The organism is Ruegeria sp. CDSC025 (assembly GCF_059610805.1).
Map to the genome: position 1 here is coordinate 167,311 of NZ_JBXWOJ010000004.1, position 23,981 is coordinate 191,291.

The following is a 23,981-nucleotide window of genomic DNA, read 5'->3' on the forward strand; positions in this document are numbered from 1 at the left end:
GCACCACTTGACAGGTCCCTGGGACTATCCCTGTATGACGTTCTGACGTTGAACCCCCAGACCTTCGATCCCCAGTTCCATCTTGTCACCAGGTTTGAGGTAAACCTGCGGATTTTGCCCCAGACCCACACCGGGGGGTGTCCCGGTCGAGATCACGTCGCCGGGTTGCAGTGACATGAACTGCGACAGGTGCGAGATCACCACTGTGACACTGAAATGCATCGTTCTGGTCGAGCCATCCTGATACCGATGCCCGTTCACCTCAAGATACATTGGCAGGTCTTGGGGATCAGGGATTTCGTCCCGTGTCACCAGCCAGGGACCGATTGGGCCGAACGTATCTGCGGATTTACCTTTGACCCACTGACCTGAACGGTGCAGCTGAAAATCCCGTTCTGACAGGTCATTGATCACACAATATCCTGCCACATGGGCCAGTGCTTCATCCTCCGAGATGTATTTTGCTTCTTTTCCGATGACGACGCCCAGTTCCACCTCCCAATCGGTCTTGACTGACCCGCGGGGGATTTCAACGGTGTCATCGGGGCCTATGATGGCGGATGTCGCTTTGAAAAAGACCACCGGCTCAGCAGGTAGGTCCATGCCGCTTTCGGCCGCGTGATCGGCAAAGTTTAAACCGATGCAGATGAACTTGCCGACACGTCCAACACAGGCGCCGATACGGCTGTCGGCATCGACGGGTGGCAGGGTTTCAAGATCCAGCGCGCGCAGCCGTGCGAGGGTTTCATCGCTAAGCGCTTCCCCAGCAATGTCGGCGACGATCCCCGACAGGTCCCGGATAGTGCCGTCTTTATCAACTATGCCCGGCTTTTCCGCGCCTGCTGGGCCGTATCGTAGCAATTTCATTTCACATTCCTCATTTGCTTCAGATCGTCCAGCCGCCATCAATGGCAAAGGGCTGTCCGGTTGTGTATTTGCTGGCATCGCTGGCCAGATAGAGCGCAAGTTCCGCGATCTCATCTGCGGTTCCGATGCGGCCCATGGGTTGCCGCGCGATAAAATCAGTCATTGCTTTCTCGTAATCCCCAGTTGCGCGTAACCGGTCGTGCAAGCTGGGGCTGTCGACAGTGCCGGGGCAGATCGCATTGCACCGGATGCCTTGAGTAACGAAATCGGCTGCGATCGATTTCGTCAGTCCGATTACGGCGGCTTTCGAGGCGCAGTATGCAAACCTGTTTGGAACGCCCTTCAACGAAGAGGCGACCGAAGACATGTTGATGATAGACCCGCCACCATGTTCCAGCATTGTTGGCAGGGCACATTGGATCAGCCGGTACATCGATTTGACGTTCAGCTCAAAACTGGAATCCCAGTCACGTTCATCACATTCCAGAATGGACCCGCCAGCCACATATCCTGCGCAGTTGAACAAAACATCCAACGGGGGCGTTCCCGCGACGAAGTCCTGCACTGCCGCCGTATCGGTTACGTCAAGTTTTACCGACGTAACGCCTTGGATATTTTGCAACTCTGCCAGAGAGGTATCATTAATGTCGCTGGCAAAAACCTGTGCACCTTCGGCGGCGAACAATTCGGCTGTTGCACGCCCTATGCCCTGTCCCGCGGCGGTGATCAGAGCAGTTTTTCCAGCCAGACGGCCAAGGTTTTCGGATGATGTCATATCTAATTCACTCTCCTTCTAAAATCCAAGCTTCTGGGAACCACGACGGCAAAATCCCATCGGCATACAGCCTCGGAAAGATCAATCTAGTTCCTGAGATCATAGGCATGGGCAGCATTACCGCCCCGTATCGCCTGATGCTCGTGTGGTGACAGACCGGTTAACAGCGTATCGGTCGCCTCGAGCCATCGTTCATAACTGCTGTTTAATGTGCAAACCGGCCAGTCGCTGCCCCAGATCAGGCGATAGGGCCCGAATGTGTTCAGCAGGTGATTCACATAAGGCTTCAAATCTTCTACCGTCCAATTCGCCCCGGCCTCGGTCACCAACCCGGAAAGTTTGCACCAGGCATTTGTATTTCGGGCCAATGTCGACATGTCTTCTTGCCAGCCCTCCATGACTCCCTCCCGGATCAGGGGCTTGGCACCGTGATCAATCACCGTGCGCATATGTGGGTGCCGATCCAGCAGCTGTTGAAGCGGCCCCAGATGTCGCGGCAGGGTCAGCGCATCAAAGGTAAGGTTTGACTGTTGCAGAGAGTCAAAAGCCGGTGTCAGCCCATCCTTGAGCATCCATAATGGGTCGGGAATGTCCTGAACCATGGGGCGCAAACCGACAAAAACCGGGTGGGCAGCCAGTCGTGCGATTTGTTCCGGTGCGTCGGCGGCCTCAAAATCAACCCATCCGACAACGCCTTTTATGAACGGGGCCTGCTCGGCGAGTGACAGCAGATATTCGGTCTCAGCAGCTGTCGGCGCAGCCTGTACTAAGACCGTACCGTCAATTCCCGCTCCTTTCAGCAATGGGGCCAGATCCGCGGGCGCGAAATCCGCGTAAATCGGCCCCAGATCCGGTGTCAGCCAGCCATAGTCTTCGCGCGCCAATGTCCAAAAATGCTGATGGGCGTCGATCTTCATCCAAGAACACCCTTTTTCAGGATGATGTTGCCATACAGCCGACGTTCGCCGGTTTGCACGATCGCAAAAGCTGTGGCCGCCCGGTCGTAAAAGGCGAAACGTTCAAGGCCCTGTATCGTGGCCGGGTGGTCCGCTATTTCGCTGATAATGGTCTGAAAATCGGCTATGGCCTCTGGTATAGCATCCGGATCGCCAACAACCTGCATGGTCAGGGCCGGGTCAGGCACAAATGTGTCCAACGGCATGACAGACAAAATAGCTCTTAGGATTTCGCTGGCGCTTGACCCGTCGGCACGTATGCAGCCCGGCCCAGAGCTGGAGCCGGGGAAATTCGCATCCGCAATCACGATTTCATCGCCATGCCCCATAGCGCGCAGGGTGTACAACAGGTCAGGCGACAGGATGGGATCAATATTACGCAGCATAGGCAGTCTCTCCGGGAAGGGGGGCGTCGGAACGGATCAATCCTTCCGAACACAGATCAGACCAAAGCGCAGCGGGGATTTGACGTTCGAGCAGGGCCGCATTGGCCTGCACCTCGGCCGCATTCACCGCGCCGGGGACAACGGTTTTGACGCAGGGATGGCCAAGGACAAATTGCAAGGCAGCAGCGATCAGTGGTGTATCATGGGCTGAGCAGACAGCCTCGATCTGGCGAACTCGGGCAAGGATGTCTTCGGGTGCATCAGCATAATTGTATTTCGCACCGGAAACAGCGCCGGTTGCGAGGATACCCGAGTTGTACGGCCCGCCAAGAATTATGCCCACGTCCCGCTTTTCGCAAAGGGGTAGAAAGCTGTCTAAAGCGTCTTGTTCCAAGAGGGTATAACGGCCTGCCAGAAGAAACCCGTCAAAGTCGCCCAAGCCCAATAATCTTTCGCAGACCTGCCATTCATTTACACCGGCTCCAATGGCGGAGATTTCACCGGCTTCACGAAGTTCGACCAGAGCTTTGTATCCGCCGCCATCGAACAGTTCCCGGATCTTGGCATCAGATGCCTCCTGACTGCCCTGACTGAACGCACAGACGTCATGCACAAGCAGGATATCGGCGCATGAGACACCCAACCGGTCGCGGCTGGCGTCGTAGGATCGCATGACCCCGTCATAGGTATAGTCGAAAACGATACGTTTCTGCGGCACATCAACAAAGGCTTCGGGTGTGACATGATGCGGTGCGCAATCCAGCAGCAGACGCCCGATCTTGGTCGAAAGTTGAATCTCTTCGCGTCCGAACCGGGCAATAGCCTGGCCAAATCGTTGCTCGGAGCGGCCCAACCCATATTGCGGTGCGGTGTCAAAAAATCGGATACCCAAATCAAAGGCTGCCTGCAGCGCAGCCTGCGCATCCTCGTCTGATACTTTGCGATAGAGATTCCCCAAAGGCGCGCCACCAAAACCCATCCGAGTCAGCGGAACGGGTCGCGCCGTGCGGCCATTTAGAAGCTCTGTTGCGGTAACTGTCATCCTGCCTCGCGTATTGGATGAGGGGAGTCCGTGAAAAGGTGGGACTGTTCCTGCTGCAAGCGTTGAATCCGAGGCATCAACTGCCCCAGATGACGTTGCATGGCGTCCTGTGCAGCTTTTTCATCTCTCTCAAGAACCGCGTTGAAAATGGCGCGGTGTTCGGCCAGCGTTTCCACCACCCGGCCCGGGGTAGGCAGCAGCAGCATTCGCGCTCTGGTCACTTGCAGTGAAACGGTTTGCGCGACGTCGCTTAACCTGTTGAATCCTGTGAATTTCATCAGCAGGCCGTGGAATTCTTCATCCGCCTCGTAAAAGCCGGGGACATCTTCATCTTCGATCAGCAGCTCTTGCAGACGCATGTTGCGGCCCAGTATCTTGCGCTGATCCTCGGTCAAATCGCGCGCGACTTTGGCGACCGTCGCAAGTTCAAGTGCTTCACGCAGGAACATGCCCTCGCGAATTTCGGACATCGAGAAATAGGATACGCGCGTGCCGGATTGGGGCACGACATCCACCAGTCCCTCTGAAGCAAGTCGGGCAATCGCCTCGGTCACGGGCGCACGCGAAACGCCAAGGCGTTCGCATATCGGCGCCTTCCTGAGGTTGTCGCCCGGCGCGAAGTCCAGCGACAGGATTGCATGCTTGATTGAGAGGTAAACGCGCTGAGACAACGAGCCCTCAGACGTAGAAATATCGCGCAGGTGCAGAGCGTTTATGTCCTGTGGTTTATTCATATTTGGTGACCTAGCATACTAACATGTTAGTTGACAAGTGCGTGTCCGACGATTAGCAGTCGGGATCAGCAAACAGGAAAATGATGCAACCAGATCAGAAAATAAAGGCTTCTGAGCCCGCAGCGCGCGATACAGTCAGGTTGAACCCGGACGACAATATCGTCATTGCGCTCCGAGATCTGAAGATCGGCACGCAGCCTTCCGGGCTGAATGTCCCGCTTCGGGATCAGGTTCTGCGTGGGCACAAGATTGCAATTACCCCAATTTCTGCCGGAAAAAACGTCATTCGCTATGGTCAGATCATTGGTCAGGCAAAGGCAGATATCGCAGCCGGAGATCACGTCCATGTCCACAATCTTGGTATGGGGGCCCATCAGCAGGACTATGCCCATGCGACCGCAAATACCCCTTTGCCGCATATCGACGAAGAGCGGAGTTTTCTCGGGTATCACCGGTCCGATGGGAAGGTTGGCACGCGCAATTATATCGGAATTCTGACGACAGTGAATTGTTCGGGTTCAGTAGCCCGGTTCATCGCCGAAGCGGCCTTAAAACATGGGTTGCTTGATCCATATCCCAACGTGGACGGGGTGGTGCCCATCGTGCATGGCACGGGCTGCGGTATGTCGGCCAAGGATGACGGCTATGCTACGTTGATGCGCACCCTGGCCGGGTACGCCCAGCACCCGAACTTTGCCGGCATTCTGCTGATCGGGCTGGGATGTGAGGTCATGCAAGTGGCCAGTCTGGTTGATGGCCGCCCCATCCGCGAGGACGGTGCCTTGCGCTATATGACCATCCAAAACGAAGGCGGTACGCGCCGCACGATCGAGCGCGGGCTTGCCGAGCTGGAGGGGATCGCGCGGCTGGCCAATCAGGCGGTGCGCAAGCCCGCTCCGATCAGTGCGATTACGGTCGGGATGCAATGCGGTGGCTCGGATGGTTATTCCGGCATCACTGCCAATCCGGCGCTTGGATATGCCTCTGATCTGCTTGTGCGCCATGGCGGAACAACAATCCTGTCGGAAACCTCTGAAATTTATGGCGCCGAGCATCTTTTGACCCGGCGCGCAGAAACGCCGGAAATCGGCGAAAAACTGATCGAACGTATCCATTGGTGGGAAGATTACACCAAGCGCAATGGCGGCGAGATGGACAACAATCCAAGCCCCGGAAACAAGCGCGGTGGACTGACGACCATTCTTGAAAAGTCTCTGGGTGCGGTGGCCAAGGGGGGCACGGCCCCGATGCGCGACGTCTACAGATTTGGCGAAATTATCGACAAAAAGGGCTTTGTCTTCATGGACAGTCCCGGGTTCGATCCTTGCTCGGTCACTGGTCAGGTGGCGGCGGGTGCCAATTTGATCGTGTTTACCACCGGCAGGGGGTCGGTCTCCGGATATCAACCCACGCCCTGCATCAAGCTGGCGACGAATTCGGAAATGTACGCCCGCATGTCCGAGGACATGGATCTGAATTGCGGCGACATCGTCACTGACGGGGTCAGTATCGAGGCCAAGGGCGAAGAGTTGTTCGAAATGTTGATCCGTGTCGCATCGGGCGAACAAACAAAAAGCGAAGAGCTTGGTTTTGGGGGCGTTGAGTTTGTCCCCTGGCAAATCGGCGCTGTGATGTAGCCGCAGGTTCGTCAGAGGTAGGGGCAAAATGGGAGGAGAGATGGAAAAACTGGTCGAAATGAAGGGGATCGAAAAGTATTTCCCCGGTGTGCACGCGCTGAAATCCGTGCAGTTCGATCTGTTTTCGGGCGAAGTCCACGCGCTTATGGGGGAAAACGGGGCGGGGAAGAGTACGTTGATGAAAATCCTGTCCGGGATCTATCAGCGCGATGGCGGCGACTTGGCCATTCAAGGCAAATCAGCCAGTCCCACATCCCCGCGTGAGGCTCAGAACCTCGGGATCGGGATCATCCATCAGGAACTGAGTCTGATGAATGATCTGACCGTAGCGCAGAACATCTTTATCGGACGCGAGCCCCGGAAACGTTTTGGTCGCCTGGACGAGGCCGCGCTGAACGCTCAAACCGCTGAAATCTTCGGGGCGATGAACCTGAACCTTGATCCCAAAGCGCTGGTCGGCGGGTTGACCATTGCCAAGCAGCAGATGGTCGAAATTGCCAAGGCGCTGTCCTATCGCTCCAAGGTTCTGGTCATGGACGAACCGACCGCAGCCCTGAACGACGCCGAGATTGCCGAGCTGTTCGTCATCATCCGCCGCCTGAGGGCGGAAGGGGTGGGGATTGTCTATATCAGCCACAAAATGGACGAGCTGAAACAAATCGCCGACCGTGTGACTGTCATGCGCGACGGTGAATATGTTGGCACTGTCGGTGCCAGTGACACGCCGATCAGCAAAATCATTGCGATGATGGTTGGGCGCGAAGTATCCGAAGACCCTCTGGATGTGCCGGACCTGAGCGATGCCGAGGTTTCTCTGGAAGTCGCAGGACTGACGCGGGGCACGGATCTGAAAGATGTCAGCTTTTCGGTCCGGAAGGGTGAAATCTTGGGCTTTGCTGGGCTGATGGGGGCAGGGCGGACCGAAGTTGCGCGGGCAATCTTTGGGGCTGACACTATCGATGGCGGTGAAATCCGGGTACATGGGCAGATCGTGCCCATCCGTTCCCCTGTGGATGCCGTGCGGGCCGGGATCGGGTACCTGTCCGAGGATCGCAAGCATTTCGGCCTCGCCACGGGAATGAACGTCCGCGACAATATCGCTCTGGCTTCGATGGATAGGTTTACCAGTGCCACCGGTGTTCTGAACGATAGCGAAATCAGCACTACGGCCAAAGGCTATATCGCCCAGCTTGGCATTCGCACACCCTCGGATGTGCAAGAGGTGCGCCTGTTGTCCGGCGGCAATCAGCAAAAGGTAGTCATCGCAAAATGGCTTCTGCGAGATTGCGACATCCTGATCTTTGACGAACCCACGCGCGGTATTGATGTCGGTGCAAAATCGGAAATCTACAAACTGCTCGAAGAACTGGCTGCGCAGGGAAAGACGATCATCGTGATCTCATCCGAATTGCCGGAAATCATGCGCCTCAGCCACCGCATCGCCGTCATGTGCGAAGGCCGGCTGACCGGAATTCTGCCCGGCGGAAACAACACCACTCAGGAAGACATCATGCATCTGGCCACCCAACGCACGGCGGCGATGCAGGTCACAGGGACAGCAATATGACCACAGCAACGGATATAGACAAAAAAAAGCCCCTGGCGGGCCTGTCGGAAAGCGGCGCGTATCAAAAGCTGCTGGCCTTTGCCAGTCTCATCGCCCTGTTGATCGGCTTTTCGATCGCATCGCCGAACTTCATGCAAACCTCGAACATGATTGCCATTCTGCAGGCAACTTCGGTCAACGGCGTACTGGCCGTTGCCGCAACTCTGGTGATCATCACGGGCGGAATCGACCTGTCGGTTGGCACTTTGATGACCTTCTGTGCCGTGATTGCGGGCGTGGCCCTGACTTATCTCGGCATGCCCCTGCTTTTGGGTGTTGCTGCAGCCATTGCGGCGGGTGCGTTTTGTGGTCTGTGTTCGGGCACATTTGTGGCCAAAATGAAAATCCCGCCCTTCATCGCGACGCTGGGCATGATGCTGATCCTCAAGGGTCTATCGCTGGTTATCTCGGGCACACGACCGATCTATTTCAATGACACGCCTGGTTTCGATCAGATCTCGCGCGGGTCTCTGATCGGAGAAATCATCCCCTCGGTGCCTATCCCGAACGGCGTGCTGATCTTGTTTTTGGTCGCGATTGCAGCATCCTATATCCTCAGCCGCACTGTTTTGGGCCGCTATACGTTTGCTTTGGGATCAAACGAAGAGGCGGTCCGCTTGTCGGGTGTCAACACCGACGCCTGGAAGATGCGAATCTACGCGCTGGCCGGGGGAATTTGCGGCATCGGCGGCATCCTGATCGCCTCGCGCCTGAACTCGGCACAACCCGCTTTGGGGCTGGGATACGAACTTGAGGCCATCGCGGCTGTGGTCATTGGCGGAACCTCTCTGTCCGGCGGGCGCGGAACGATCCTGGGAACGCTCATCGGCGCGCTTATCATGGCTGTCCTGACCAATGGGCTGCGCGTTCTGTCTGTCGCGCAGGAATGGCAGACCGTTGTCACTGGCGCGATCATCATTCTGGCCGTCTATGCCGACATGGCGCGGCGCAAAAAGACCGGCTGAACAATTTTTAGGACCAAAGAAGATAACGACCAACTGGAGGAGAATATCATGTTAACACGTCGTTTCGTTCTGGGGGCGCTCAGCGCAGCCACCCTCGCAGCTCCGGCCTCGATGGCCATGGCGGAAGAAATCTATATTCCGCTGGTATCCAAAGGGTTCCAGCACCAATTCTGGCAGGCGGTAAAGCAGGGCGCCGAACAGGCAGCCGAAGAGTTTGACGTCACAATCACATTCGAAGGACCGGACAACGAAACGATGGTCGACCGTCAGATCGACATGCTGGCCGCAGCACTGGCAAACAATCCCAAAGCTATCGGCTTTGCCGCACTCGACAGTCAGGCCGCCATTCCGTTGCTGAAGCAGGCAAATGACAAGGGTATCCCGATCATCGCTTTTGACAGCGGAGTCGACAGTGATATTCCTGTTTCTACTGCCACAACTGATAACCTAGCTGCAGCGGGGCTTGCCGCTGACAAAATGGCCGAAAAGATTGGTGGAAAAGGCAAAGTTGCAGTGGTAGCCCACGACCAGACCAGCCGCACTGGCATTGACCGCCGCGATGGATTTGTGAACCGCATTGCGGAAAAATACCCTGATATCGAAGTTGTCACCGTTCAGTACGGGCAGGGCGACCATCTGAAATCAACCGAGGTGACAAAAGCGATCCTCACTGCAAACCCCGATCTGGATGGTATTTTCGGCACCAATGAAGGCTCTGCCATTGGTGTCGTGAACGGGGTTCAGGAATTGGGCACCGAAGGCCTTGTCATCATTGGCTATGACAGCGGCAAAGCCCAAAAAGACGCGATCAAAAGTGGTCTGATGACCGGGGCAATTACTCAGAACCCGGTTGGTATCGGCTATGAAACGGTCAAGGCGGCCGTCGCGGCGATGAAAGGCGAAGAAGTCCCGGCCCTAATCGACACAGGCTTTTACTATTACGATGCTTCCAACATTGACGATCCGAAGATCGCGGCAGTTCTTTACGACTAAGAGCCTGACAGCTTAATACGGACCGGTTCGCCCGATCGGCGGACCGGTTTTTTGTTTTACTGGGTTGCAACAATCATCTTTTCTGTTTGTGGCGTTTTCATGCTATCCTCTACGGGTTATTTTTTGATGTTTATTGAAGGTTGAAATTCCGGTGAAAAAAAAGCCCAGCAACAAGACCTATGTCCTGCGTCCTCTGGAAAAATCCGATCTTGAGACAATTCTGCCCTGGTTTCAAAATGTGGAGGATTTAGCCAAATTCGAACGCGTGTCCCGCATCCCTCTTAATCTTGCACAGACAGAGGAAAGCTGGAGCGACATGTTCACCGGCTCAGCCATCGGCCGCAGGTGTTGGTTCGTTGTTGAGAATTCGGCGGGAAAACTGGTCGGCATGAGCGGCCTCGAGGGGATATCGCCGATCAATCGCGATGCTGTCGTTGCGATGTTCGTCGATCATTCGGTGCGCCGTCATGGAGTTGGTATCAGGGCGACGGCTTTGGTCGCCGATTTCGCCTTTCGGCAACTGGGGCTGAACCGGCTGACTTCATATTATAGAGCGGATAATGTCAGCAGCAGAGACCTGGTTGCCAGACTGGGGTGTCAGATCGAGGGGTCGATGCGTCAGGCCTGGTTTGCAGATGGTCAATTTCACGATATGGTTGTGGTCGGGTTGCTGAGCAGCGATTGGTTCGAAAACCGAAATTCACTGGCGAAAGAATTGGGCGGTGAAACCATCGTTAAGCTTGGCAATAATGCCTCGGATTGCTGGTGTTGGCCCCCGCAAGAGACTGGGTCGGACTAAGAGACGTTATTACCAATCATTTCAAATCTTTTTTTGTTATACCAAAGTTAGGGTTCGTTCAGAACTCAGGAATCGAGTACCGCCAGTGAATACAGTTAACCCGAATTCATCAATCACTCAGAAGCTGGGTGCAGTCTTATTTGCAGATGTCGTCGGCTATTCTCGCCTGATGAGTGAGAACGAACTCGACACCTACAACGCTTTGAAGACACTTCTATCGCAGATCGAAGCCGCATGCGCCCGTTATCAGGGGCGTGTGGTCGAAGTGCGCGGTGACGGCATCCTGGCCCTGTTTGAAACAGCGACCAGCGCGGTCGAATTTGGTGTTGAGCTGCACCAAATTTCTGCCCAGCACAACGATTCAGGATCAGATCAACAGCAAATCAAGTTTCGCGTTGGCATCCATCTTGGAGAGATCCTGATAGATGAGCGTGGAATTCATGGCGACAACGTCAACATTGCAGCGCGATTGCAAGAAATTGCGGAACCCGAGCGGGTCTATGTCAGCTCTGCGGTGTATGATCAGGTTTGTAACCGGTTGCGGTATGGGTACGAATTTCTCGGTCCGCAGCATCTGAAGAACATTCTTTCGCCGGTTTCTACCTACTGTGTCCGCAGCGAGGTTGCCGGTGCTACTTTGGCGGGCACCATGCGTCCCGACGCTATCGTCGATCTGTTGGAACGCCCGGACACTCCGTCGGTCGCTGTGCTACCGTTTAGCATCAGCGGCGGGGATGAGTCTGACGGCTGGATTGCCGATGGTCTGACCGACGACATCATTCTGAACCTTTCCAAATTCAGAAACCTTTTCGTCATCGCCCGAAACTCATCATTCTTCTTCAGGGCGCAGTCCATGCCACCGAAGGAAGCCGCAAGAAAGCTGAATGTCCGGTATATCGCCCGTGGCAGTGTGCGTCGCTCTTCCAGTCGAATCCGCATTACTGCGGAACTGGTCGATGCAAACACTGAACGCACGATTTGGGGTGAGCGGTTTGATCGAAACATTGACGATATATTTGATATTCTGGACGAGGTGACTGAATGTATCGTCGCGGCCACGGCCGTAATGATCGAATCCCATGAGCGCCAAGTTATGGTTCAGGCCGTTCCTTCAGATCTGGAGGCATATGGCTCTGTCCTGCAGGGGCAGCAGCACATCTTCAAATACACGCGCAACGACAACCGCAAGGCACAGAATTTCTATCAATCTGCGCTGGAACGGGACGGCAACTATGCCCGTGCCGCCGCCGCCTTGTCCCGAACGTTGAATCTGGATTGGCGATACTCGTGGACCGAAGATCCAGGCAGTGCTTTCGAGCAGGCGCTGTCTTTGGCACAGCGGTCGATCGAATTGGACCCAACAGACGCACGGGGATTTGGCGAGCTGGGATTTGTCCATCTGTATCGCAAGGAGCATAGTGCGGCGCTACAGTCTTACCAACGTGCTTTGGCTCTCAACCCCAATGATGCGGATATGCATTCGGATTTCGCCGATGCGCTTGCACATTCGGGGGAAAATGAGACCGCCATCACGCATCTGCAACAGGCCATGCGTCTGAACCCGTACTTTCCGGATCAGTATCTCTGGCACCTCGGCGGCGCCTATTACAATCTCAGGCGCTATGAAGATGTTATCGAAACCGTCAACAAGATGAACAATCCAACCGAGGGTCAACGGATGCTGGCCGCCAGCCATGCGCAGCTGGGCAACATGGATATGGCACGTATGATTGCTGAAAAGCACCGCGCCGCACACCCGAACTTTTCTTTGTCACGCTGGGCCAAGGTGCTGCCCGACCGTCTGGAAGACGACACGCAGCACTTTGTCGAAGGGCTGAAAAAAGCGGGATTTTAGAACGGAAAAAGGCGCGAGATCCCGCGCCTTCTTTGCTGACTTTGTCCGAAGATCAGTCGCCGCCGCGTACTTTGGCTCCGCTAACCTTGGCGCCACTGACCTTGGCACCGCTGACTTTCGCGCCACTGACCTTGGCACCACTCACTTTGGCACCGCTGACCTTTGCACCGCTGATAGCAGGGCTGTCAAAGCCAAAATAGAGGTCTAGAAGAACCTGTTCGAACTGGCCTGTCATGACATCCATGCGCATGGTCTGATCGGACTTATCATAGCTCCAGAACTTGATACCGTCAGCGACCTGATAGTCCGCCGCCGCAACACCGCCAATCGAAGGATCCGTGGGCGCGCGCGAGGCCTGGTTTGGTGGCTCGCCCTTTTTGGCGACATCTTGACCATCGCCGTGAACCAGGAAAATCACCGGCTCGGGCAGGTCGTAGTAGGTGCCTTCATAGGCAAACCCGTAGATCTTGGCAAATTTGGCTTCGTCATTTCCTGAATTCGCGAGTTGCTCATCAAGATGTTTGTTGTTGCCTTTTCCTCTGCTTTTCTTTTTCGCAGGGTCGTAATCCAAATCGTCGATAACTCTGCCGTAAATCAACACTTCCGAAAAACTGAGCAAGGATTCCGCCATAAACTCATCTCCCAAATATGGGTCCATCACCCGAACCCCCTTCGATTAAATCCCGAGGATGACCGCATCGGTGTCTCCTCAAAAATCACCCCGCCTCTAAATGCCATAAATCTGCCGAAAAAAAAAGAATTTTGCTGTCATCAGTCTGGAACCTGCGTGCGGACGGAGTGTGCGTGACTGTCTTCATCGGGGTCCGGCAGCCGCGGACCGGCAGTTGCCACCCCGATATCACGCATCCGAAAGTTTCCTTCGATGATCCGCCGGAAGGCACCCCCGGTAATTTCCTGATCCACCGCCAGCATGGCCTTTTCGACACCGAAATAGCTGAGCATATCGGCGTCCAACATGCTCCAGGCGTCGGCCAGATAGGTGCCCAGGAAATCGCGCGCCTCAAGAAGTGCTACGCGGAATTCATCGGGGTTTTCGGCATATCGCTTGTCAAAAATACCCTGCATGACCGCGCTGTAATCGGGTGAATCCTCTAGCTGATCGGACAGGTCTTCCTCTGCCTGTGTGATAAGGCCATGAACCAACAGGCGCTCATGATAGATGTCCACCAAAATGTCGAACATTGCACCTGTCAGTGGCTCGGAAAGTGCATGTTCACTGGACCATCCGGCAGCGAATTCCGATAGTGACCGGTTGTTTGCGGCCGTTCTGATCTGTGCATTTTCCGAAAGCTCGGCAAAGCGATTCAGTCGATTGAAGCTGTAGAGATTGCCTTTGGTGTTTTCCAACAGCGCCTCTACCACCGAGCCAAAATGCAAAGAGGCCAGAAGCGCCACCATATCGGCGGCGGATTCATGGAACCCGTAATACTCACCCGAGACATCTCCGTCGGTGGGCATGCCCACGACGCTGTAAATGATTGAGTGGCCGATTTCATGTGCGACCACGTCGAAATTCAGGCTGTAGGGGCGATATTCGTCCCCGTGTTCATGGGTGCCCCCGGTTTCAAGGAAACCCCAACCGATATGCGCATTGTCCAGGCTTGGCAGCAGCGACAGTTCGAGCCGGTTAAAATCACGGGCGAAATGCCATGGGATTGGTCGGTCAAAATAGCCCTGCCAGACGTCCATCGTGAAATGCGCCGAGCCAAACAGATGCGCTGCCTCAAAAGCCGGGTCCGACGGGCCAATATGGATAAAGTTACCGAACTCATCAGGCATTGCCGGGGGATGGATATATCCGTTCCAGGGCGGCAGATACATTCCCGGACCATCCGGTCCGGGCACGATGGCCCCATAGGGTGTAGTCTTTCCGACAGGGTTAACCGTGTACATGCGCGGACCCGATGGACCAGGGCCGATACTGCCCTGCGGGGCCGATATTTCGACTAGCTCAAGCTGTGGGTCCTCTTCCAGAAAAGGGGATTGCGGATACAGCAGAAATCGCGTTCCAGGCTCTTCTTCATCAAGGTGATCTGGTAAGTTCACAATACCCCCCTTTCAGGCCACGCCTCGGATCCGCCTTGGGGCGGCTAGTCAACGGTACTATTTAATCCGGCATCCGCGTGACAAAACAAATACTCTGCTTCTATCAAATCAAAAAATGCTTCCCGCCCGGCCAATCCAAGTGAAACTGCATATGATTCAAGATCATCCGGCACTGGTTGGTCAAGCTGTGTTTCAAAATACCACATAACCATAGGTAGGCGCCCGCTTGCGGGACCGCCTCGGGCAGTCAATGATTCAGCTCCCCTTAGTGCCTTGCGATGGGCACGATCCCGCAATTCGGCATAGCTCCCGTCACGGCGCAACTCGCGCAAAAGCGATGACTCAAGGACCGAAGCCCGAGAGGTAATGTGGCCATGCACCCGAGCGGCATCGGCCAGCATCGCCTCGTATTCCTCGACACTCAGATCATTCTCGTCCAGCCATGCCATCAAAGCGGCGCGGCGCGACAGGCCGGCTTTTTGCCGGTGCGCATCCATCTGTGCCATCAGGGCAGGGCGGTCAGGCTCTTCATCCCGCCGATCAGCCTCTTCCCGCGCCAGCAGAGTCAGCGCGGCCCGTTCACGCAGCCGCGTATACATGTCCGGGTTCAGCCTGACTTCGTCGATAACCGCCTGATCGGCCTTCTGATCGGCATCCACTCGGGCACGCAGCCCTTTCCACATCAGCGTTTCTTCGGTCGGTTGCTGCGTCGCCGGGAAGGGAAGGTCGTTTGCCAGATCTTCGGCCATACGCCCAAGCATCTCAATGGCATCACGCGCTTTTGCATCAACCTTGCCGTTTGGCAGCCAGTCCACAAAACTCTGGATATCAGAAAGCCCGTTCAACGCGTCAATTATGTTAGGCCAACTGCGCTGACGATAGTTCATGCCTTTGGCAATCCGCAGAACCTCTGCGGCACGTTCAGCGACCAACATGCCTAGATTATGCGCCTCCTCAACCGTTGCTCGGACCGAGACCATGGGTTCGCTCAATGGCAAATAACCCAATTCTGCCGGGCTGTGCAGGACCGCAACTTCGTCGTCATCCTGCAGGGTTCGGCTGTAGAAATCCTCAAAGATTCGACCCACGCCGATCATACCAAAATCAGCCAACTCTGCCGCGCGCAAAGCACCCATGCTGGCACTGCCATAAACGGGGATTCCCTGATTCATGGCCCAAAGAATCTCTTTGTGCCAGACCGACGGGACGCCCTCAAAAAAGCCGTCTATTATCCCGATCGCGCGCGGACGATCACGTGCCACGCGATATACGTCCCCCTGCCGGACCGGGGGCAAGATCACAGGGTCTAAGCATTGGGCCACAGCATCGGCTGTCAACGTCGGGCCCACAAAAATAACGACACTCATCCGTATGTTTCCATTACACGCTGCGCGCGTTCCCCGGCGATGTAATCGGGGTCGTCATGAGGCGCTTCAAGCCCCGGTATGACAGCTCGGACAACGGCGATCTCATATTCCGGGCGCGATAGATCGACCGTGATCACCTGCGAAATACCTACAGTTTCGAGGCGGGTAGTCAGCAAGTTCAAATCCTCTTGGAATGATCCGGTGGCATATGTCGGAGTATTCGAAAAATCCTGCGTCGCGTCCGAACTGTCTATCTGATTGCGAATATAGGCACATCTTTCTATCTGCGCCTGGTCAGTAAACTCTTCTGGGTCCAGATCATCACGCGCGCCAGAGATATAGGTGAGGCGGGTTTGTGCCGCTTCGGTCAGGGCCCGCAACAAAGCAATGGCGCGATCTGGATGGCAGCCATCACCGATACCGATGTGGCCGTTCTGCCCGTCCGGCTCGCAGATCGTACAGCGGAAACAGGCGATTCCGATGTCCGAGGTGGTGTCCCAGATGCCCAGGTTCAGGCCCGCCGCCTCAACCATGCTTATTGCGTCCTTGCACCTGTCATCATCGATAGTGTCTGGGTGGATCCGTGCTGGCGCGGACTGAAATTGCCACAGTGTGGTGGCATCGCGTTCGATGAGTTCAAAGATCGCATGGCAACTGGCTTCAAACAGGTTGTTGCCGGATGCCAAACCGTTTGTCGTTCTGGGAAAAGCAACCTGCCCACCCATCGGCAAAGACGTATAATCGGTATCGACCATCTCCATTGGAACCCAACGGGCGCAAGTGGAATTCAAATCCCGACCCTCTACCCACAATCTGTTCGCATCAGGATCAAATCGGCCACCAGTCACGCGAGGTAGCTTATCAACATCCACCACCGGCGCATCGCGCGCTATATCGGTAAATCGTGCCAGACGTTGAGGCGCCGTTACCCGTTCCGCGTGCCAGCTTTCGATCGCTTCCATAACCCCCGACGCTTGCGCGGCCGGGACTGACAATCCCTTGCCGAGCGACACCGAAACCGATCGGGAATTCGGGCGCGCAACCATGACCGTGGGCAATCCGATACGATCCAGGCCGGTTAAGTTCGCAATTCGAGTAATGCCCATTTCACGCAAATAGGGCGTTACGATTTCCAATGTTTGGCTGGGGCTTCGCAGGCGATGAGTATCAAGCACATATTGCTTTTCCGATACGTCAGACATGATGCAACCTTGCCAAAAACAAAAGAAATTGGCCACCAGGCGAAAATACATGCCGGTGACCGGATCAGCTCAGGATGGGGGATGATTTCATAGGGGTCAACTCTGCCGCCCATAATTGTCTCAACACGACAATCTACTTGCTGGACGATGATGAGCGCGGGCTGAACCAACTGTGTCCAGCAGCCAGCACCTAAAATCGAATTGCAGCTACGATATTCAAAGGATGTCGCATTATTTTAACATAATCTTCATTCTGCGATATTTACTGCGGGACCGGAAACCCAAAATGTCTCGAAAAGCTGTCAGAAGCGCGCCTTCTTTCGTGCGAAGGTCTCAGGGCAATCGGGAAAGTTGCTCTATTGGGTCAAATTTATAAATATAATCAATGCAATACAATGAACTATGGTGCGGGTGGAGGGACTTGAACCCCCACGCCTTGCGGCGCCAGAACCTAAATCTGGTGCGTCTACCAATTTCGCCACACCCGCACGACCAGCAGCTGCTGCCGGAATGCCGCTCAATAGCAAAGCTTTTGAACGAGTGCGAGAGGGAAATTGTAGTTTACACGAAGAATATTGATGCCCGTTTCAGCACAAACCCAACCTCTGCTTAGAGGCACCACACGACCCGAAAACATATGAAAGACCGCACGAGCACATCGACCGGAACGGCCAATGGGCTTGCAGCTGACCAAGCTTTGCCTGACGCCGCCTAAAACAGAAATCTCGTAGACCAGGCAGACCCAAAATAAGACTATGTGAAACCTAGCGTCCTGTTAAAATTCACCATTGATGAACCTGCCAAATTTAAACACCCTCACGTTGTGCCGTGTTGTTGTTGCCTTTCCCGAAAGCGCACTTTGTTTGGGCGATAGATTCTGTCTCATGACAAGATTTTGCCAAATATGGAGCTGACCACATGTATGTAAAACTATAATTTAATAAATAGTTACACCCCATTTGGAGACCAGCTATCAAATTTGGCAGGCTGTGAACTTCAGCCAATATGCTCATATTTTTATACGCTTTTTAGTTTAGTAGTGGGCCCGGGCAAGTCCGCAGCCATACTTGCGCCACAATTCAAACGCCAAAAAATCTTATTCGCGTCAAAATAAGACCGCCTTGCCAGTAGTTGATGGGTGGAAAGGAGTTAATGAGTCTTTTGCCTTCGGGCGTCTTACCAGTTCGTTCGCTCAACTCCAGTACAAGGGTCTTTACCGTGACCAACATGATGAACTCTGCATCTGCCGAGCAAGACGCGATTGGTCTTGCACGCGAAAGTTTTCTTGGTGAACTCAAAACCCTGAATCGCGAACACCCGAATACCGGGTTTGGCATCTCGCTGCGCACGCATTCTGGCGGGCATTATTTGCTTGCCAATTCTCGAATGCCTCTGCCCGAGGTCAAATCCCAGGGTTTCCCAACAGGGCGCAGTGTTGCGTGCCTGGAAAATAGCGACTGCTTCAGCTCGATCGAAGTGCTGGCCGATGCCCGCGCATATGAATCGATCACACCAAGCGCCGAAGCCGCAATTTTGGGCAACGCCCTGAACCTGATCGCCCGGATCGATACGCTGACCAGCGCACCTCACGGGCAGATCGAACCTCATATCGCCGCTACAGGAACCGGAGGCTAACCATGGCGCGTAACGATCATCTTTTGTCTGTTGGAAACGAAGCGCTGACCCCAATGACTTCGGCCATGTCGGCATTGACGACACAGATTGACCAACTGACAGAGGTGGCGGACGCGCGCTCCTCGGCACGTCTTGCGACGCTCAAGACACGCATGGAGAATTTCACTGCCAGCGTCACGCTGGTCGGTCAGGTCAAGGCGGGAAAATCTTCGCTTGTGAACATTCTGTCCGCACGCCCTGCCCTGCTGCCTTCGGATGTGAACCCTTGGACCTCTGTGGTTACCACGCTGAACATCAACACCAGAACCCAGGGTGATACAAAATCCCGGTTCACTTTCTTCGAACAAGAGGAATGGGACAATCTGATGGTTGGCGGCGGCCGGCTGGGAGAGCTGGCCAATCGGGCCGGCGCCGACGATGAAATGGACGATATCCGCCGTCAGATCGGCGAAATGAAAGCTAAGTCCGAGGAACGACTGGGTAAGCATTTCGACTTGATTCTGGGGCAAAGCCATCAATACGACTATTTCGATGAGGAACTGATCCAAAGGTATGTGTGTCTGGGTGATGAAGACGACCCGGACATCAACCCCAAGACCGGTCGTTTTGCGGATGTGACAAAGTCGGCTGAGCTGTACATGGACATCCCCCAGTACCCAATTTCCCTCAAGCTGTGCGACACACCGGGTGTAAACGATACGTTTATGGTGCGTGAACAGATCACCCTGCGCAGCCTGCGCGGGTCCGAAGTCTGCATTGTGGTTCTGGCAGCCAGTCAGGCTCTGACCACAATGGACATGGCGCTGATGCGGATCATCGCTCAGTTCGAAAATCGTCAGATTATCCTGTTCGTTAACCGAATTGACGAACTTGCAGATCCGGTCACCCAGGTTCCTGAGATTCGGGATCGGATTCTGGACACGCTGAAACAGAACAATATCGACACCAAGGCAAGTGTCGTGTTCGGCAGCGCTCTGTGGGCCGAGGCCGCGATAACTGGCAATCCCGATATTCTGTCTGAGGAATCCCGGAAAGCCCTTAACACGTTCTATCTGGCGGCCGGGTTTGGCGATCAAGCCCCGTCACTGGACAAGATTTGGGCGTTGTCCGGTTTGCCCGACCTATTGCTGGCGATGAATGAACGCATTGCCGAAGGCGCAGGAACTCGACTTCTGGACCGTGTACGCCACCGGGCGCGCAACATCGCCAGTCAGATCCGGGCGACCGCCGTGGCCAAAAAACTATCCGACAGCGAAGGGATCGTGCGAGAGCTGAACGGGGTAGCACCCGAAGACGCCGTGGCCGAGGTCAACGCAGAATATGAAAAGAAGGCCGCTGAGCTTACTGCTTCCTTGCGCGCGAAAGTGCTTGAGCGTCTAAACTCGGCCGAAGCCAACTTTGTCAAACGTGCCACCGATTCTCTGATCGCGCATCTTGAGCAAAATGGCGAGCAAGGAACGTGGCAGTACGATCCTGCCGGGCTGCGGACCTTGCAAAAAGCGGCCTATTTTAGCTTTGCCCGGTCGATGCGCAAAGAAGTTGGTGCGTTGTATTCAGCGGCAGCCGCTGACATCGAAGCGTTGTATCAAAGCCTGCTGGGCAACCATCTGGGAGAGTTCAGCATCGAGGCACCAATCGTCCCGCGGGTACCACCTCCACTGGGTATCGGACGCACGATTGCCCTGGACTTGCAAAGCACATGGTGGCGCCGCTGGTGGCAACGCCGCAATGGTTTCGAGGCCTATGCGGCGGATTATACGCGCCTGATCACATCAGAGGCGAATTCGATCACCAAGGATATCGAAGAAAACCAGATTGCAGCAGTTCTTGAAAATGTCCGCGCCGCCCTTTCCGACTTTATGCGCGAGCAAAAGGAGACTCTGTTGAACATTTCGGCCTCGGCCGAAAAGGACCCCGGTCGCAGTGCAGCGCTGATGGAGGGGCTGGCCCCTCAGAAATCCCGCGACGATATCCTCGGCGATATCCTGAAAGATCTTAGTAACGAGGCAGCATAAGTAGCGATATGGCAAAAGATTCACAAACCCGCTTCGTCTCTTCAAAAGCATGGGACCGCATTGAGAAATGGTCCCGCAGGAAACCTGTTTTCGCACTTATGGGGGAATTCAGCGCCGGCAAATCAACCTTGATGAACTTTCTGCTGCGCTCGGAGGCACTGCCTACACAGGTTACAGCCACACAGCTGCCACCAGTTTGGTTCAGTTGGGGTAGAAGGTCGGCCTATGTACAACGCCCTGACGGAACTCGCGAAAACATCAACCTGGACCAGTTGGAACAAGTCGGGGTGAATGATGCCCAGTTTATTCGCATATTTCTGGAATCCGATATTCTTGAAGCCGTCGACCTGATTGACACTCCGGGTATTTCCGATCCCAAGATTTCTACTGATGTCTGGCGACGGGCTGTCGGTCAGGCAAATGGCGTTATTTGGTGTACGCACGCCACGCAGGCATGGCGCGAAACTGAACGGGCAACCTGGGTTTCCCTGCCCGAACGGTTGCAACATAATTCATTGCTGCTGGTCACACGTGCAGACGTTTTGGATGTCAAGGATCGCCAAAAGGTCCTTCGTCGTGTGAACCGCGAAGCAGGTCACCTGTTCAACCGTTCGATCCTGTTTTCAGCCCGTGATGCCATCATGGCCCGCGACAAAAGTGGGGACGCCGAATTGTGGACCCGCAGTGGCGGTGGCAAGATGGTCGACAGCTTCCTGGAAATCACAGAACTGATCATGGACAGCCGCGCTCATCAGCTGGCGCGTTATCAAATTGACACCAGCTTGTCCGATGCTCCTCAGGTACACCCGCTGCGCCCGCGGCGCAATTTCTCGAATGTACAGGGAACCGCTCCGCTGAAGCTGGTAAACCCGCTGCATGAGGGAACAGAGCCCGAGGTGGTGACACAATTCCCCGTGCGCCCTGCCCGGGTCGAACTGCGCCCTGATGAGGTTGAACGTGCCCCGCGCATTGACCCACAAGAGGCCGAACGTCTGCGCGCCGACATGACCTCGGGCGCCGAGATCGTAAAAGAAGAAAAAGAAGACGAATTGCGGGCGTTCTTCCGGGAGACCACTCCCGAGGATTCGGACGTTGCCGATCTGTCCGTTGCTCCTAACGAGGATGATGAAACAGACCCACGGGCCGTATCCGTCATTGATGAAACTGACATTGTTGAAGTTCAGCCACTTTCTGCGGAAGCCGAAGTTGCTGAAGAAGAAAACCTGTTCAGTGACGAAGACGAAGCTGACACATTCATGGCCTCTTTGGAGGACCAGCTTACAGATGTTCCGGAGCCCGAAGAGACCGCTCAGGCAGAGCCGGAAGAAACCCCGGTCGAACTTTCCGTGTCCTCGATCACAGCGTTGATGGCTGAACAATCGGATGATGCCGAGGATGAGTTCGAACCAGAGCCGGAAACCAATGGCCTGATGAACACTCAGGTTGTCGCCATGCCAGAGAGCAGACCGGAAATCGCGGGCTCGTTTGAAGACATTGTAAACGTGTCCGTCGACACCCCGCTTAGCGCGGCGGCGATGTGGCGCGAGGTCACGGATGGCGAAGACATGCCCACCAACCCAGAAGCGTTGAAGAAGGTATTTCAAGCATTTCTTGAGGAGTTTGACCAAATCACGGCCGACCACAATGCGCGAAAATCAGATAACGCGGTAAGGCCCATGGCCAATACCTCTGAAGACACGGGTGTTGAACGACATGTACTTTAGCCGTGAGAAACCTAGGAGACAGGGCAACTGATGTCTATCGAAACAGCATTAAACGATGCGATGGCGACCATACCCGACTGCATAGCAGCCGGGTATGTCGACATGAAGACAGGTATGTTGCTAGGCACCCATGTCACAGACTCGGAAAGTGCCGAAGCCTTGGATACTCTGGCCATTGCGGTGGCCAACCTTTTTCAGGGGCGCGGTGTGATCGCGTTTGAGAATCTGCTGCGTTCGACCGACGCCGACGATACGGAAAATCCTGGGTTTGGCGAAATCGCAGTGTTTTCAAAGGATCGGCTGAATATTTTCCTGCGGACCCCGGACTACCCGGACCATGTGGTCTGCTACATCTGTCGCGACAGTGCCAATGTGGGGCTGGCGCTTACTAAATCGCACATAAGCCTAGGGCCGGTTACGGCCGCTGTATAACGGGACCAGAGGGGGTCACGGCATGATGGATACTGACATACTGGACATGCTCGAAGACATCGGGCGGTTGTCGGTCGCCCGTTTGAATCCGACGGTTACATTAGCTGCTGAGACGACTGAGATTCGTCGTGAAAAGATCCTGCGCACCATTCGCGGAACCATTTTGCCGCGCCGGCTGGAATTTACGGCGGCCAATGGCGATTGTCTGGCAATGGAAGTCAACAGCTCTCGGGTAACTGATGTTTTCCGGGTCCGCTCGGGCATGATACCGGATTTTGAAACTACTCCGCGTGAAGAGCTTGCGACCCGCTTGGCCGAATTGGTGTCCGATATTGCAGCAGCCCCTGCCCCGTTGGAGTTGCTTTCTCTGCAGCCGGACACGGCGCTTGAGGTCGATGATGTCGGTGTGACTTTCAGCGAGATTGCAAAGGCTTGCGGCACTATCGAGCTGCCGCCCGAGACGGTCGTTTCTTTGGTTCCCGACACGCCTGCCCCGCAAGAAACAGATATTCCAGCGTCCGCCGCCGGGGCGACAGCAGGAACCATTGCCAGCGCGTTTTTTGATGGCGCTGAACGGTTCGCATTGGGACGCGCCGAAGTTTCCGTGGACGGTGCAGCCATCTCGCGGCTCGAAGGAGTATGCGACGTCGGGCAACCCATGCACGCCGATCAGGATCTGCTTCGTCAGTTTGCACAGGATCTTGTTGGGTGGGACGGTGACGCCGCCACCGCGCTGGATCATCCTCAGCTGATTGTAATGCGGCCTTCAGGGGGCAAAGGGGATGCGCTTGCCGTTCTGCATGACGGGTCACAATTTGCGCTGGCCATTCATGAAGCGCGCAAACTGGGAGCCGTCGTAAACCTTTGGAAATCAGTTACGGGATCGGAAAAATGATCCGGTGCCAACAGTTCAATTTTTCAACG

21 protein-coding genes and 1 tRNA gene are annotated in these 23,981 nt (G+C 55.1%); 11 read left to right on the top strand and 11 right to left on the bottom strand.

Going from position 1 to position 23,981, the window contains the following annotated elements; all coding sequences use genetic code 11:
* Positions 1-24: 24 nt before the first annotated feature.
* The 6 genes from AC2FH8_RS08420 to AC2FH8_RS08445 all read right to left on the bottom strand — a co-directional run bounded on the left by AC2FH8_RS08420 (position 25) and on the right by AC2FH8_RS08445 (position 4,760).
* A complete protein-coding gene (locus tag AC2FH8_RS08420; protein WP_496689338.1) occupies positions 25-867 on the bottom strand; it encodes a fumarylacetoacetate hydrolase family protein in 843 nt (280 codons plus the stop codon).
* Positions 868-886: 19 nt separating this feature from the next.
* Complete coding sequence (locus AC2FH8_RS08425) at positions 887-1,642, bottom strand: SDR family oxidoreductase (protein ID WP_496689339.1); 756 nt, start codon at positions 1,640-1,642, stop codon at positions 887-889.
* 86 nt (positions 1,643-1,728) lie between these two features.
* Entirely contained in the window at positions 1,729-2,559 is an 831-nt protein-coding gene (locus tag AC2FH8_RS08430) for an amidohydrolase family protein (RefSeq protein ID WP_496689340.1), read from the bottom strand.
* Entirely contained in the window at positions 2,556-2,984 is a 429-nt protein-coding gene (locus AC2FH8_RS08435) for an RbsD/FucU family protein (protein WP_142636301.1), read from the bottom strand. Before AC2FH8_RS08435 ends, AC2FH8_RS08430 begins: the two co-directional genes overlap by 4 nt.
* A complete protein-coding gene (locus AC2FH8_RS08440; RefSeq protein WP_496689342.1) occupies positions 2,974-4,026 on the bottom strand; it encodes an aldo/keto reductase in 1,053 nt (350 codons plus the stop codon). The genes AC2FH8_RS08435 and AC2FH8_RS08440 overlap by 11 nt, the downstream gene beginning before the upstream one ends.
* Positions 4,023-4,760, bottom strand: coding sequence for a GntR family transcriptional regulator (locus tag AC2FH8_RS08445; RefSeq protein ID WP_281995093.1), 738 nt, complete (start codon positions 4,758-4,760; stop codon positions 4,023-4,025). Before AC2FH8_RS08445 ends, AC2FH8_RS08440 begins: the two co-directional genes overlap by 4 nt.
* Positions 4,761-4,843: 83 nt before the next feature.
* Here AC2FH8_RS08445 and AC2FH8_RS08450 point away from each other — a divergent pair, with 83 nt between their 5' ends.
* The 6 genes from AC2FH8_RS08450 (at position 4,844) to AC2FH8_RS08475 (ending at position 12,615) form a co-directional block, all read left to right on the top strand.
* Positions 4,844-6,397, top strand: a complete 1,554-nt coding sequence (locus AC2FH8_RS08450; protein WP_281995157.1) for a UxaA family hydrolase — start codon at positions 4,844-4,846, stop codon at positions 6,395-6,397.
* Between the two features lie 40 nt (positions 6,398-6,437).
* Entirely contained in the window at positions 6,438-7,964 is a 1,527-nt protein-coding gene (locus AC2FH8_RS08455) for a sugar ABC transporter ATP-binding protein (RefSeq protein WP_271948851.1), read from the top strand.
* Positions 7,961-8,968: an ABC transporter permease gene (locus tag AC2FH8_RS08460; protein WP_142636296.1), complete on the top strand. Its 1,008-nt coding sequence runs from the start codon at positions 7,961-7,963 to the stop codon at positions 8,966-8,968. Before AC2FH8_RS08455 ends, AC2FH8_RS08460 begins: the two co-directional genes overlap by 4 nt.
* A 48-nt stretch (positions 8,969-9,016) precedes the next feature.
* On the top strand, positions 9,017-9,961 hold the full coding sequence (locus tag AC2FH8_RS08465; protein ID WP_142636294.1) for an ABC transporter substrate-binding protein: 945 nt from the start codon (positions 9,017-9,019) through the stop codon (positions 9,959-9,961).
* Between the two features lie 151 nt (positions 9,962-10,112).
* The gene (locus AC2FH8_RS08470) at positions 10,113-10,760 is read left to right on the top strand and encodes a GNAT family N-acetyltransferase (protein WP_246097210.1); all 648 of its coding nucleotides are present in this window, start codon (positions 10,113-10,115) and stop codon (positions 10,758-10,760) included.
* An 85-nt stretch (positions 10,761-10,845) separates the two neighbouring features.
* Positions 10,846-12,615, top strand: a complete 1,770-nt coding sequence (locus AC2FH8_RS08475; RefSeq protein WP_281286267.1) for an adenylate/guanylate cyclase domain-containing protein — start codon at positions 10,846-10,848, stop codon at positions 12,613-12,615.
* A 52-nt stretch (positions 12,616-12,667) separates the two neighbouring features.
* On the opposite strand, the gene AC2FH8_RS08480 is transcribed toward AC2FH8_RS08475, so the two are convergent.
* From AC2FH8_RS08480 to AC2FH8_RS08500, 5 genes are all read right to left on the bottom strand, one after another.
* Positions 12,668-13,273, bottom strand: coding sequence for a pentapeptide repeat-containing protein (locus AC2FH8_RS08480; RefSeq protein WP_246097208.1), 606 nt, complete (start codon positions 13,271-13,273; stop codon positions 12,668-12,670).
* A gap of 113 nt (positions 13,274-13,386) precedes the next feature.
* Positions 13,387-14,682 (bottom strand): gluzincin family metallopeptidase, encoded by a 1,296-nt coding sequence (locus AC2FH8_RS08485; protein ID WP_496689345.1) that lies wholly within the window; start codon positions 14,680-14,682, stop codon positions 13,387-13,389.
* 44 nt (positions 14,683-14,726) lie between these two features.
* Positions 14,727-16,049 (bottom strand): TfuA-like protein, encoded by a 1,323-nt coding sequence (locus AC2FH8_RS08490; RefSeq protein ID WP_142636287.1) that lies wholly within the window; start codon positions 16,047-16,049, stop codon positions 14,727-14,729.
* Complete coding sequence (locus AC2FH8_RS08495; protein ID WP_142636285.1) at positions 16,046-17,251, bottom strand: YcaO-like family protein; 1,206 nt, start codon at positions 17,249-17,251, stop codon at positions 16,046-16,048. Before AC2FH8_RS08495 ends, AC2FH8_RS08490 begins: the two co-directional genes overlap by 4 nt.
* A 403-nt stretch (positions 17,252-17,654) precedes the next feature.
* A tRNA-Leu gene (locus tag AC2FH8_RS08500) sits at positions 17,655-17,739 on the bottom strand.
* 664 nt (positions 17,740-18,403) lie between these two features.
* Here AC2FH8_RS08500 and AC2FH8_RS08505 point away from each other — a divergent pair.
* From AC2FH8_RS08505 to AC2FH8_RS08525, 5 genes are all read left to right on the top strand, one after another.
* A complete protein-coding gene (locus AC2FH8_RS08505) occupies positions 18,404-18,886 on the top strand; it encodes a hypothetical protein (RefSeq protein WP_246097206.1) in 483 nt (160 codons plus the stop codon).
* A gap of 2 nt (positions 18,887-18,888) precedes the next feature.
* The gene (locus AC2FH8_RS08510; RefSeq protein WP_142636261.1) at positions 18,889-20,901 is read left to right on the top strand and encodes a dynamin family protein; all 2,013 of its coding nucleotides are present in this window, start codon (positions 18,889-18,891) and stop codon (positions 20,899-20,901) included.
* Positions 20,902-21,032: 131 nt separating this feature from the next.
* Positions 21,033-22,625 (top strand): P-loop NTPase family protein, encoded by a 1,593-nt coding sequence (locus tag AC2FH8_RS08515; RefSeq protein WP_496689348.1) that lies wholly within the window; start codon positions 21,033-21,035, stop codon positions 22,623-22,625.
* Positions 22,626-22,655: 30 nt separating this feature from the next.
* A complete protein-coding gene (locus AC2FH8_RS08520; protein ID WP_142636257.1) occupies positions 22,656-23,057 on the top strand; it encodes a hypothetical protein in 402 nt (133 codons plus the stop codon).
* 22 nt (positions 23,058-23,079) lie between these two features.
* Positions 23,080-23,952, top strand: a complete 873-nt coding sequence (locus tag AC2FH8_RS08525) for a hypothetical protein (protein ID WP_142636255.1) — start codon at positions 23,080-23,082, stop codon at positions 23,950-23,952.
* Positions 23,953-23,981 lie beyond the last annotated feature (29 nt).